The organism is Pyxidicoccus fallax, assembly GCF_012933655.1.
Classification (GTDB): Bacteria; Myxococcota; Myxococcia; order Myxococcales; family Myxococcaceae; genus Myxococcus; species Myxococcus fallax.
Map to the genome: position 1 here is coordinate 1 of NZ_JABBJJ010000350.1, position 12,747 is coordinate 12,747.

Annotated in this window: 8 protein-coding genes and 1 pseudogene; all 9 read left to right on the top strand. The window is 72.7% G+C overall.

Going from position 1 to position 12,747, the window contains the following annotated elements; translation table 11 throughout:
- The first annotated feature begins 123 nt into the window (after positions 1–123).
- A complete protein-coding gene (locus HG543_RS43975; RefSeq protein WP_169350936.1) occupies positions 124–2,325 on the top strand; it encodes a protein kinase domain-containing protein in 2,202 nt (733 codons plus the stop codon).
- Between the two features lie 195 nt (positions 2,326–2,520).
- Positions 2,521–3,045, top strand: coding sequence for a MerR family transcriptional regulator (locus tag HG543_RS43980; RefSeq protein ID WP_169350937.1), 525 nt, complete (start codon positions 2,521–2,523; stop codon positions 3,043–3,045).
- Between the two features lie 45 nt (positions 3,046–3,090).
- Positions 3,091–3,591, top strand: a complete 501-nt coding sequence (locus tag HG543_RS43985; protein WP_169350938.1) for a sigma factor-like helix-turn-helix DNA-binding protein — start codon at positions 3,091–3,093, stop codon at positions 3,589–3,591.
- Between the two features lie 104 nt (positions 3,592–3,695).
- Positions 3,696–5,240 (top strand): bifunctional phosphoribosylaminoimidazolecarboxamide formyltransferase/IMP cyclohydrolase, encoded by a 1,545-nt coding sequence (gene purH / locus HG543_RS43990; RefSeq protein WP_169350939.1) that lies wholly within the window; start codon positions 3,696–3,698, stop codon positions 5,238–5,240.
- A gap of 3 nt (positions 5,241–5,243) precedes the next feature.
- Positions 5,244–8,273 (top strand): zinc-ribbon domain-containing protein, encoded by a 3,030-nt coding sequence (locus HG543_RS43995; protein WP_169350940.1) that lies wholly within the window; start codon positions 5,244–5,246, stop codon positions 8,271–8,273.
- 1 nt (position 8,274) lies between these two features.
- On the top strand, positions 8,275–9,540 hold the full coding sequence (purD, locus tag HG543_RS44000) for a phosphoribosylamine--glycine ligase (RefSeq protein WP_169350941.1): 1,266 nt from the start codon (positions 8,275–8,277) through the stop codon (positions 9,538–9,540).
- The gene (locus tag HG543_RS44005; RefSeq protein ID WP_169350942.1) at positions 9,537–10,646 is read left to right on the top strand and encodes an LptF/LptG family permease; all 1,110 of its coding nucleotides are present in this window, start codon (positions 9,537–9,539) and stop codon (positions 10,644–10,646) included. The genes purD and HG543_RS44005 overlap by 4 nt, the downstream gene beginning before the upstream one ends.
- Positions 10,643–11,758: an LptF/LptG family permease gene (locus tag HG543_RS44010; RefSeq protein WP_169350943.1), complete on the top strand. Its 1,116-nt coding sequence runs from the start codon at positions 10,643–10,645 to the stop codon at positions 11,756–11,758. The genes HG543_RS44005 and HG543_RS44010 overlap by 4 nt, the downstream gene beginning before the upstream one ends.
- 217 nt (positions 11,759–11,975) lie before the next feature.
- Positions 11,976–12,747: pseudogene (locus HG543_RS44015) on the top strand (hypothetical protein); the annotation flags it as partial.

The following is a 12,747-nucleotide window of genomic DNA, read 5'->3' on the forward strand; positions in this document are numbered from 1 at the left end:
GGCGGGGACGGAGGTGGTGGTGCGGGCGGAGGCGGCGGGGCACCACCTGCTGGTTCGTACGGTGAAGGTGGGGAAGGGGCCCGAGCAGGTGGAGCGCTTCGAGCTGCTTCCGGAGAAGGGTCCGTGACGCTCGAAGCGGGAACACACATTGGCAAGTACGTCGTCCGCCGCAAGCTCGCCGAGGGCGGGATGGCGGAAATCTATCTGTGCACGGCCCGCGGCCCGGAGGGCTTCGAGAAGGAGGTCGTCATCAAACGGGTGCGCTCCTTCCTCGCGAGCGACCCGGAGTTCGTGGGCATGTTCATCGCCGAGGCGCGGCTGGCCTCGCGGCTGAACCACGCCAACGTGGTGCAGATTTTCGACTTCGACAAGCACGAGGACACGTACTACCTGGCCATGGAGTACGTGCGCGGCTGCTCGCTGTGGGAGCTGCGCAAGAAGTGCAAGGAGCTGATGGAGCCGGTGCCGCCGGTGCTGGTGGCGCACATCGGCGCGGAGGTGGCGCGGGGGCTGCACTACGCGCACCGGCTGAAGGTGAACGGGCAGCCGCTGGACCTGGTGCACCGGGACGTCACGCCGCACAACGTGCTGCTGTCCTTCGACGGGGCGGTGAAGCTGACGGACTTCGGCATCGCGAAGGCGGGCAACAAGCTCACCCAGCCCGGCGTGCTGAAGGGGAAGTTCGCGTACATGTCCCCGGAGCAGGCGCGCGGCGAGGCGGTGGACGCGCGCACGGACATCTTCGCCCTGGGCGTGGTGCTGTGGGAGATGCTCACGGGCGGGCGGCTGTTCGACGGGGACTCGGAGGTGGCGGTGCTGCGCGCGGTGCAGCAGAGCGCCATTCCGCCTCCGGCCCGCCTCAACCCGGACGTGCCCGCGGACCTGGACGCCGCCGTGGTGCGGGCGCTGGACAGGGACCCGGCGGGCCGCTTCCAGACGGCGGGGGAGATGGAGCGCGCCCTCGCCCAGTGCGTGCTGAAGCACGCCCGGACGGTGGACGACACGGACCTGAGCGCCTTCATGCGGCGCCTGTTTCCGACCAGCCTCACGCAGGCCCTGCCCACGGTGCAGGAGCGGACCCACGTCGAGCAGGCACAGACGCCTCCGGGCGATGAGCCGCCCGTCGCGGTGCCGCGCGAGCCCACGGCGGTGATGCCGGGCGTGTCCAGCGGGCGGGGGGGCGCGGTGGCACCGTCGCCCGACGAGGACGTCAACGCGAGCACCTTCGTGCTGCCTCGCAGGGGCGAGGACCTTGAGCCCGTGCCGCTGCCGCCCATGGCCACGCCGATGATGCCGCTGCCGGCCGTGGCCTCGTCGCCGGTGCCGCGCCCCCTGCCACCCGTGGCCGCGCCCGTGGCCACGGTCCGGCCGAGCCGCCCCGAGGGCACCCCGGCCGTCGTGGGGGAGGGGAGCAACGGTGGACGGCCGCCGGAGTCGGGGACGGGGTCCGGAGCGAAGCGGCCGAGTCAGGGCCAGGGTGTGGCTGTGGCGTCGGCGGGAACGGCCTCTGGCGCGAAGCGGCCGAGTCAGGGCCAGGGTGTGGCTGTGGCGTCGGCGGGAACGGCCTCTGGCGCGAAGCGGCCGAGCGGGGCTCAGGAACTGCCGTCAGCTCCTCCCCTGGAGGCGGACTCCGGAGAGGAGGACGAGGGCACCGAGTCCGCGACCGACCCCGCTCCGGCGATGCCGGCCGTGGCCGAGGCTCGAGGCCCCCTTGCTGGAGGCTCCCCCGGAGGGCTGAAGCCGCGCCGCGGTCCGCTGGCGCTGGGACTGTCCGCGGCGCTGGGTCTCGCCGTCGTCGGAGGTGGAATCGCCCTGATGCGCTCGCGCACGGAGCCCTCCTCCGCGCCCACGAGCACCGAGAGCGCCGCGCCTGCTGGCAAGACGACGGCCTCGGCGGAACAGCCCGCTCCGCCTCCCGCCGCCGCGCCTGCTCCGGCGAGCTCCGGGAGTGAAGCGCCCTCCACGGCCACGCCCCCGGCGAACGGCGGCGAGGACTCCGAGTCCGAGGTGGACGGGCTGAAGCGGGAGGAGGCGCTCGCCGGTACCGAGCCCCGGCCCACGCCGGGGGACTCTCGGCCCGACGAGGCCCAGGAGGAGCGTGCGGCCGCGTCCACCGGCACGCTCCAGGTGTCCGCCGCGCCGTACGCCACCGTGTTCATCAACGGCAAGAAGATGGGCGAGGTCTCCGGGCGCGCCTCCTACCGGCTGCCCCCGGGCACCTACAAGCTCGTCTTCGCGCACCCCTCCGGCGACAAGCGGTTCGACGTCACCGTCACCGCCGGCACCTCCGTGACTCGCGCGTTCCGGGCCCCCAGGGCCCGCTGAAGCGTCAGCCAGTGAACGCTGTCGGACGCCGGTGGACGCCGGCGTCCATCGCGCCTCCGCGCCGTCCCGGAAGGCCGCTTCCGGCCGCCGACGCGTGTCCTGAACCGGCCGTTGGCTACAGACCTGTAGCACTCCGCCTTGACTCCCGCGATCGGCTCTGGCACTCAATGGCCCCCATTCAGTAGAATATATTCAATGGAATCGATAGACCTGCTGGCACCCGACGAGATTGCCCGGATCGAGCGCGAGAACGCGGGCGGTCTGCCCGCGAGCGCCATCCTGGAGATCTTCCGGCCCCGGGGTGTGCGGTTGTCGGAGGCGACCTTCCGCAAGTACGTCCAGGCGGGGCTGCTACCGCGCAGCCGCCGCGTGGGGCGCAAGGGCAAGCACCAGGGCAGCCGGGGGCTCTATCCGGTGGAAGCGGTGCGCCGCATCAATGTCATCAAGAAGATGATGGCCGAAGGTCACACCCTGGAGGACATCAAGCGCTCCTATGTCTTCCACCGCAACCACATCGACCAGCTGGAGCGGGACCTGGCGGGTCTATTGGACGGGTTCCAGGAAGAGCTGGGGGATCGCGCCTTTGGGGGGGAGCACCGGCGTACGCTCGAGGCGGAGTTGGCAACCCTGCGCCAAAGAGCGCAGGATCTGGTACGGGATGTGGCCCGGCTGGGTAGCGCCGTGACCGCACGCGCAGACGAAACCATCCGTTCGCAATAAGATGCCGGCCCGGAAGCGGGTAGACTGGCTCCACGTGGAGGGGACATGTCGGAAGTGAAGCAGCTACAGGAGGAGGCGGGTGGGGCCCAGGCCCAGGAGTCGGAGCAGGCGCAGGAGCGCCGCCGTTCCAAGACCATGTCGCGCAAGGAGATGGCGCGCGACCTGCGGCGCCGCCGTCTCACCGGTCAGGTGGACCCGGAAGAGGCGGACCTGCTCAAGCAGATGGACGACACGCGCCCGCGCACCCGCGCCGACTGCGTCAACGGCCCCCGCCCGTGCATGTTCGTCTCCTGCAAGCACAACCTCTACCTGGACGTGAACCCGGAGACCGGGTCCATCAAGCTCAACTTCCCGGACAAGGAAATCTGGGAGCTGGAGCACACCTGCGCCCTGGACGTGGCGGAGAAGGGCGGCATCACCCTGGAGGAGGTGGGGGAAATCATGAACCTCACCCGCGAGCGCATCCGCCAGGTGGAGACGCGCGGCCTGATGAAGCTGCGCGAGGCGACCGAGGCCGAGCCCCCGGCCTCCGCCCGCAAGCCCTGAAGGCTCGGGCGGCTTCCGCCCGTGGACGGAGGGCTGACGTGTTGCGTTGACACCCCTGGGGGTGGTTGCTAGGACCGCCGCTCCCCGCACACCGAGGCGCACACGTGCTGGCTCTCCTCAGCGTTTCCGACAAGCGAGGCCTGGTTCCCTTCGCCCAGGGCCTCGTTCGACTGGGCTTCAAGCTGCTGTCCACCGGTGGCACGCTGGAGGCGCTCAAGAGCGCTGGCGTCCCCGCCACCAAGGTCTCCGAGCACACGCAGAGTCCCGAGATTCTCGGCGGCCGCGTGAAGACGCTGCACCCCCGCATCCATGGCGGCATCCTCGGCCGGGTGGATTTGGAGGGGGACCGCGCGGAGATGAAGGCCCATGGCATCGAGCCCATCTCGCTGGTCGCGGTGAACCTGTACCCGTTCCGTCAGACGGTGGCGTCGGGCGCGGCGGAAGCGGACGTCATCGAGCAGATTGATATCGGCGGGCCGGCCATGGTGCGCGCGTCCGCGAAGAACTTCCGGCACGTGGCGGTGGTGGTGGACCCGGACGACTACACCGGGGTGCTCGCCGAGCTGGAGCAGAACAAGGCGGTGGGCGAGGAGACGCGGCGCCGGTTGATGCGCAAGGCCTTCGCGCACACGGCGGCCTACGACGCGTCCATCTCCGCGTGGCTGTCGGGCACCGCCGGCGAGCCGTTCCCCGGCGAGCTGTCGCTGGCCTTCCAGAAGGCGCAGGACCTGCGCTACGGGGAGAACCCGCACCAGCGCGGCGCCTTCTACCGCGAGCACTCCGCGCCCGCGGAGCCCACGCTGGCCTTCTCCAAGGTGCTGCAGGGCAAGGAGCTGTCCTACAACAACATCCTGGACCTGGACGCGGCGCTCGGCCTGCTGCTGGAGTTCCCGGAGAAGCCCTGCGCGGTCATCATCAAGCACAACACCCCGTGCGGCGTGTCGGTGGATGAGTCGCTGGTGAAGGCGTACCGCACGGCGCGCGCGGTGGACGAGGTGTCCGCCTTCGGCGGCATCGTCGCGCTCAACCGCGAGGTGGACGAGGCCACCGCCCAGGCGATGGCGGAGACGTTCCTGGAGGCAGTGGTCGCGCCGTCGTACTCGGCCGCGGCGCTCCAGGTGCTGGCGTCGAAGAAGAACCTGCGCCTTCTGGAGGCGGGCCCCGCGCTGGCCTCGCCGAGCGCCCGGCCGAGGGCCCAGCTCGACGCCAGGAGCGTGTCCGGCGGCCTGCTCCTGATGGACCGGGACGCGGTGGAGCCGGCGCTGAGCTGGAAGGTGGTCTCCAAGCGTGCTCCCACACCGGACGAGGAGCGGGCCCTGCGGTTCGCCTGGAAGGTGTGCAAGCACGTGAAGAGCAACGCCATCGTGTTCGCCTCGGGCGACCGGCTGCTGGCGCAGGGCGGTGGCCAGACGAACCGGGTGGACTCGGTGCGCATCGCGATGCAGCGCGGCGGAGAGGGCCTCAAGGGGAGCGCCGTGGCCTCGGACGCCTTCTTCCCCTTCCGGGACGGCCTGGACGAGGCGGCCCGGGCCGGGGCGACCTGCGTCATCCATCCGGGCGGTTCCATCCGGGACGCGGAGGTCATCGCCGCGGCGGATGAACATGGAATGGCCATGGTACTGACGGGAGTGAGACACTTCCGTCACTGACTCATGCGCATCGTTTGCCAGAAATGCGCGGCCGCCTATGCGATCGATGATCGACTGATCACCGCGAAAGGCGTTCGCGCGCAGTGTCCCCGCTGCCGGCACCTGCAGCTCGTCCGGCGCGATCCCTCGGCCGCGCCCGCGGAGGGCGCGCCGGCTCCCTCGTCGCAGCCCGCGGCGCCCGCCACCCCGTCCGCGCCGCAGCAGGCCGCGCCCGCCGCGCCCGCGGTCCCCTCGGGAGGAGACCTCTTCGGCGACTTCGGGTCGCCGCCTCCCGCCGCGTCACCGCCCCCGGCGGCGAGCAGGCCGCCCCAGGCCACCGCTGGCGCAGGCAGGCCCGCGCAGGCTGCGGCTCCGGCCGCCGGCTCGGACCTCTTCGGGGACTTCGGGGCGATGCCGTCTCCGGGGCCCGCTTCCGCGCCCCCGGTGGACCCGTTCGCGAGCCTGGGGCCGGCGGCTCCCGGCGCGGGTGCTCCGCCCCGGCCGGGCGAGGACCCGCTGCTCGACTTCCTGGGGCCGGCGCCCGCCGCGCCGCCCGCACCGGTGGCGCGCGTTCCGGCGGCGTCCGGAGGCGCTCCCGTCACCGTGGCGCCTCCGCCCGCGGCCGCCACGCCCCGCGCGGCGCCGCCTCCCACGGCCGCCCGGGAGCCCGCCACCAGTTGCCGCTCCTGTGGCAAGCCGCTGGCGGACTCCTTCGACCAGGCGCTCGGCACCTGCGACGAGTGCCGGCAGCGCGAGCCCGCCCGCAAGGCGGCCCCCTCCGCGACGGCGCCCGCCGCTCCGCCGGTCGCGGCGGCTGGAAGCCCGGACTTCCTCCCGCCACTCACCATGCTGGAGGAGGGCGCCGCGGCCTCCGCGTCCGCGCCTTCGGCCGAGCCCCGCCCGCGCGCCTCCATGGTCCCGAGCCTGGGCGCGGAGCCGCGGAGCAGCCCGCGCATCCCCATCAGCACGGACATCATCCCCGACATGGGGCCCGAGCCCCGCAGCGGCGCTCGCGCCGTGCCGTCCCTCGGCGCGGAGCCCCGGAGCGGCGCGTCTCGCATCTCCACCGTCTCTTCTCAGCGGATGGCGCCCATCCAGTCCACGGGCCGCACGGGCGGCGGCGGGCGGGGCGTGCTCATCGGCGGGCTCGTGGTGCTGCTGCTCGCCGGTGCGGGCGCGGGCGGGTACTACTTCTTCCAGAAGAAGCAGGAGCAGGCGCTCCGCGACGCGGAGCCTCTGGCTCCACCCCCCCTCCCGGGGGAGGTCCAGGCGGTGCTGTCGCGCTGGAAGCTGAAGCACCTGGAGGTCAGCGGCAGCAGCGCGGAGCGGCTCGCGGAGGGGCAGACGCAGCTCGCCAGCGACGACCGCTTCGCCTACGCCGAGGCGGAGTCGTCCTTCCAGCAGGCGCTGCTGCTCGACCCGCGCAGCGACGCGGCCATCGCCGGCTACGTGCAGGCGCTGGCGTTGGGGCGCGGCGCCGGGCTGGATGACGCCACCTTCCAGGAGGCGCGCGCGCTGATGGAAGCGGCGGAGTCCCGCTCCGGCCGCACCGCGTCGCTACTGCTCGCGCATGCGAACCTGCTGCTGACGCGCTCGCGGCAGGCCGACCAGGTCGAGCAGGCGCGCAAGCTGGCCGAGGAGCTGCTGGCCCTCGAGAAGGTGCCCGACGCGCAGAAGGCCGAGGCCCACCTCGTGCTTGGGCGTGCGTACCTGTCCACGTCCAGCGAGCTGGCGCGCAACCACTTCGACACCGCGCGGCAGCTCGCTCCGGACCTCAAGCGCGTTCCGTACTACCTCGCGCTCGCGCACGAGTCCGCTGGCGAGTACTCCGCCGCGCTGGAGACGCTGCGCAAGCGCCTGGCGGCGAACCCGCAGGACTGGGACAGCCTCGCGGCCACCTCCCGCATCTACCAGGAGGTGGGTGAGCCGTCCGAGGCGCGCAAGCTGTACGAGGCCCGCGTGAAGGCGGAGCCCGGTCAGCTGCGCGCGCTGCTGCCCCTGGCCATGCTGCGCTACCAGACGGAGGGCAATGCCGCCGCCGCGGCGCGCGAGCTGCGCGCGCTCCTGAGGAACCGCGCCCGCTACGAGAACCAGGAGATTTCCGAGGTGCTGGTGCACCTGGCCGCCGCCGAGCGCTCCGCGGGCAACGCGGACGCGGCGGCGAAGGCGGCCGAGGAGGCCCTGCAGCTCGTGAAGGGGCTGCCCGAGGCGCACTTCCAGGTCTTCATGGTGGCCCTGGGCCGCCGCGACGCCGCGAAGGCGCGGCAGCACTTCCCGGGCTTCCAGGGCCGGCTGGAGGACGCCGCGCTGGAGAAGGTGCTCGAGGGGCGGCTGCTGCTCCTGGAGAAGAAGCCCGCGGAGGCGCTGGAGCGTTTCCAGGAGGCGGTGCGGCTGGATGGCCGGAGGCTGGACGCGCAGCTGCTGGCCGGCGTGGCCGCGGCGAGCGCGAAGCGGCGGGAGGATGCGTTCCGCGCGCTGAACCCGGTGCTCCAGTCGGACCCGTTGCGGCTGGAGCCCCGGCCGGCGGTGACGCGCTTCTGGCTGCGCCCGGGCGAGACGGTGCAGGGCATGGAGGGCATCATCCTCGCGCTGGCCGAGGGGCCGGAGGACCCGTCCCCCCTGCTGTACGAGGGCCTGCTGCGCTTCCACCAGGGAGACCTGGACGCCGCCGAGCGCCACTTCCGCGACGTGCTGGAGGTGGACTCCAACCACGGCGGCGCGCTGGCGTACCGGGCGCTCATCGCGCTGCGCGAAGGCGACACCTCCGAGGCGCGGGCCCTGGGCCAGCGCGCGGTGGAGGGCGGGCGGCAGATGCCGGTGGCGCACCTGTCGCTGGGGCTGGCCCTGGCGGACGGCCGGCAGGTGGAGCCGGCCAAGCGCGCCCTGCGTGACGCGCTGAACCTCGCGCCTGGTCTGTTGTCGGCGCAGGTGAAGCTGGCGGAGCTGGAGCCGCCGCAGCGGCGCGATGCGGCGCGAGACACCCTGGTGAAGGTGGTGGGGCTGGACCCGACGTACCTCCCCGCCAAGCGGCTGCTCTATCAGTTGGAACGGTGAGGTGGATGTGAAGGTCCTGCTGCTCGGTTCCGGAGGCCGTGAGCACGCGCTCGCCTGGAAGCTGTCCCAGAGTCCCCGGCTCACCCAACTGCTGTGTGGCCCGGGCAACCCGGGCACGGCGAAGCTGGCCACCAACGTCCCCGTGCGGCCGGACGTGCCGGACGAGGTGGTGGCGCTGGCGCGGCGCGAGGCCGTCGACCTCGTGGTGGTGGGGCCGGAGGCGCCCCTCGTGGCCGGCGTGGCGGACGCGCTCGCCCGGGCGGGCATTCCCTGCTTCGGCCCCGTCCAGGGCGCGGCCCTCATCGAGGGCTCCAAGGCCTTCGCCAAGGAAATCATGGCCGAGGCGGGGGTGCCCACCGCCACCTTCCGCACCTTCACGGACGTGGCCCAGGCCGAGGCCTACGCGGTGGAGCAGGGCCGCATCGTGGTGAAGGCGGACGGGCTGGCCGCGGGCAAGGGCGTCATCGTGGCGCACGACGTGGCGGCGGCGCGCGAGGCGGTGCGCGCGGTGGGCGCCATGGGCGCGGCGGGCCAGAAGATGGTCCTGGAGGAGCTGCTGGAGGGCGAGGAGGTCTCCGCCATGGCCCTGTGCGACGGCGAGCGCTACGCGATGCTGCCGCTGTCCCAGGACCACAAGCGGGTGGGCGACGGGGACACGGGCCCCAACACCGGCGGCATGGGCGCGTATAGCCCGGCGCCGTTCCTGACGGACGCGCAGCTGGCGGAGGTGGGAGAGCGCATCGTCGCCCCGACGCTGGCCGTGCTGCGCCGGCGCGGAATACCGTTCCGGGGCGTGCTGTATGCGGGACTGATGCTCACGCGCGCCGGGCCGAAGGTGCTGGAGTTCAACGCGCGCTTCGGCGACCCAGAGACGCAGGTCCTGATGATGCAGCTGGGCGAGGACCTGCTGCCGCTGGTGGACGCGTGCGCGCGCGGACAGCTGGAGTCCCGGACGCTGAAGTCGCACCCGGGCGCGTCGGTGGGCGTGGTGATGGCGGCGCAGGGCTACCCGGACGCGCCGCGCAAGGGCCAGCGCATCGACGGGTTGGACGCGGTGCCCTCGGACGCCACGGTGTTCCTGGCCGGCGTGGAGGCGAAGGACGGCGCGCTGGTGACGAGCGGCGGCCGGGTGCTGACGGTGTGCGCGCGGGGCGAGGACCTGGCGCGGGCGCGTGAGCGGGCCTACGCGGCGGCGGCGGCCGTGCGCTTCGAGGGCATGCACTTCCGCCGGGACATCGGCGCGCGAGGACTGAAGGCGACGCCGTGAATCGGATTTCCCGCTACCTGCTCCGGGAGCTGCTGACGCCGCTCGGCGTGTGGGTGGCGTTCATGTTCCTGCTCCTGTTCGTCATGCAGTTCCTGCGGGGCACGGAGGTGCTGCTGGGCTCCTCGGTGACGCTGGTGGACCTGGGGCGGTTGATTGCCTACCTGTCGCCGCACTTCCTGATGATGGCGCTGCCCATCGCCTTCCTGCTGGCCATCCTCCTGGGGCTGGGGCGGCTGGGCGAGGACCGTGAGCTCACCGCGCTCCAGGCGCTGGGCGTGGGCCCCCTGCGCCTGTTGGCCGCGCCCATGGGCGTGGCGGCGGCCATCAGCGTGCTGATGCTGCTCATCACCTCCACCGCGCAGCCGTGGGGCCTCACCGGCGTGAAGGAGCTGGTGAGCGAGGTCATCCGGAAGAACGTGGTGGGCGACGTGAAGTCCGGCGTCTTCTACGAGGACATCAGTGATTTGACGCTGTACGCGGAGCGGGTGTCGCCGGATGGGAAGTGGACGAACGTGCTCCTGCACGACGACCGCGAGGCGGCCGCGCCGCTGCTGGTGCTGGCGCACCGCGGCCAGGTGGGCGTCACCGGGCGCGGCGAGGTGCTGCGCTTCGCCCTGGAGGACGGCGAGGTGCACCGCTCCGGCCGGGCGGACGAGGACTACAGCGTCATCCACTTCGACAAGTCCGAAATCAGCGTCGGCGTGGGCGTCTCCTCGAGCAAGCGCAGCCGCTTCACCTCCGCGAAGGAGGAGCTGACGCCGTCGGAGCTGATGCAGGCGGCGCGCGAGGCGGAGGAGCGGGGCGGGGACGCGCGCTCGTTCCGCATGGCGCTGCACAGCCGGCTGGGCAACGCGCTGGCGCCCATCGCCTTCGCGCTCCTGGGCACGCCGCTGGCCATCGGCCGGCGCCAGTCGGGGAAGGCGTGGGGCTACCTCCTGACGCTCGGTGGCTACGTGCTCTACTACCTGCTCAGCCGCGCCTTCGAGCAGATGGGCCAGAAGGGGCGGCTGCCGGTGGAGCTGGCGGGACAGCTCGCCAACGTCATCTTCATGCTGGTGGGCGCGGTGGCCATGTACCGCGTGAGCCGCTCGGGGACGGTCCGGTGAGGGGCACGCTCTTCGCGTACGTGCTGCGCACGTACCTGCGCTTCGCGCTCGGCATCCTCCTGGGGCTGGTGGTCATCTTCGTGGTGGTGGACTTCGTGGACCGCGCGAAGGCGTACACCGGGCCGGGCTGGGTGGAGGCCGCCGCGAAGCTGTATGGCTACAAGGCGCTGATGTCCGTGCAGCAGCTCGGGCCGGCGGCGCTGCTGCTGGCGGCGGGCACGGCGGTGTCCGCGCTGCGCAAGCAGGGCGAGGTGACGGCCATCCGGGCGCTGACGTTCGGCCCGGGGGCGCTCTACATCCCCATCCTCGTGTGCGCGCTGGGCGCGTGCGTGGGGCTGGTCGTCTTCGACGAGCTGGTGGCGACGCACGCGGGGCGGCGGGTGGATGAAATCACCACGCAGCGCTTCAACCGCGGCGGTGACTGGCGCATCTACTACACGCCGAAGCAGTGGTTCCGGCGCGGGGACCACATCTTCTTCCTGCGCTCCGGCAGCGCGCAGGAGGGCTTCCGGGACGTGTCCATCTTCACGGTGTCGAAGGAGTTCGAGCTGCTGCGGCGGCTGGACGCGGCGGAGATGCACTCCCTGGAGGGCACGCGCTGGCGGCTGTCGGGCGTGGTGGAGCGGCACTTCGCCGGCGAGGGGCGCACGACGGTGCGGCAACTGGAGTCGGCCGAGTACGAGCTGGGCGTGCCGGCCAACGTCTTCCGCATCCGTCCGGGACGGCCGGAGCAGCTGCGCGTGGCGGAGCTGCGGGAGCAGATTGACGCGCGCAAGGAAGTGGGGCTGGCGACGCGCCAGTACGAGCTCGCGCTGCACAACCGCTTCGCGTACCCCATGGCGGCGCTGCCGGCGGCCCTCCTGGGCGTGGGGCTGGCGCTGCGCTCGAGCCGGCGGGGGCACCTCACGGCGGCCATCATCGAGGGGCTGCTCACGGCGGTGGCCATGTGGGGGTTGATGGTGGTGTGCCGCACGCTGGTGCTCACCGAGCGGCTGTCGCCCTTCGTGGCCGCATGGACACCCACCTTCCTGCTGGTGCTGGTGGCGGGGGCGGTGTGGCTGAGGCGCGAGGGGTTGCTCCCTTCGCCGCGCCGCTGGCTGGCGGCGAGGTGACGAAGCCCTCTGTCGTGTGATTGTCAGGAAATTCGAGAGTGGGGTATAGGCCAGCGTGAGGATTCAGGGGCGCACAGGGCCGACGCAATCCACGGGTCCTCCCGTCAAGACCATGTCGACCTCTTCCTGGCGTGAGCCTCATGGGGCCTCGGCGCCACCTGATTCCCTTCCGGTGGCTTCCGCCTCCGAGTCCGGCACCGCTCCCAAGGAGCGCTCCGTGGAAGGGAGTCCGCGCTGGTCCTGGCCCCTGGCCGCGCTGGTGACGTGGGTCGTGGGGATTCAAATCTCCGAGGCCGTGGCGACGGTGGGGCTGGCCGGGTGCATGTTGACCGCGCTGTGGGCCGCCCGGCGGGCAGGCAGGCAGGCGTTCATGGCCGGGCTGCGGGAGTGGTGGCCGCTGGCGCTGCTGCTGGGCTGGGCGCTGCTGGCGCCGACGCTGGCGGGGCGGCCTCCGTCGGGCAGCGGCGTGGCGCGGCTGGTGGACTGGGTGGCGATACCGGCCGCCGTCTGGGCGCTGGGCGCGGTGGGGCCGCGCGGGGCGCGCGTGCTGCTGGGCGTGGCGGGCGGGGTGCTGGTGCTGTCGTCGTTGATTGCGGGCCTGCAGCACTTCGGCATCTGGCCGCAGCCGGAGACGCTCACCCCGCTGATGCCTTTCAAGGTGTCGCTGCTGCGCGTCTACGAGCCCATTCCCGGCGCGGAGGGGCGCTTCATGGGCGGCGGGCTGCTGTTCCACCGGCTGAAGTTCGCCCACGTCAGCGCGCTGGTCATCCTGGCGCTGCTGGCCTTCGGGCTGCGCGCCCGGGGCCGCCAGCGGGTGCTGGCGCTGAGCGCCGCGGTGGTGGGCCTCGGGGCCGTCCTCGTGTTTCCGTATGCGCGCGCCGCGAGCGCAGCGCTCGTGGCTTCGTGCGTGGCCGTCCTGGTGCTGGGCTCGCCGCGCCGGAAGCTGGCGCTGCTCTTGGGAGGGCTGCTGGCGGTGGGGGCGGTGGGCG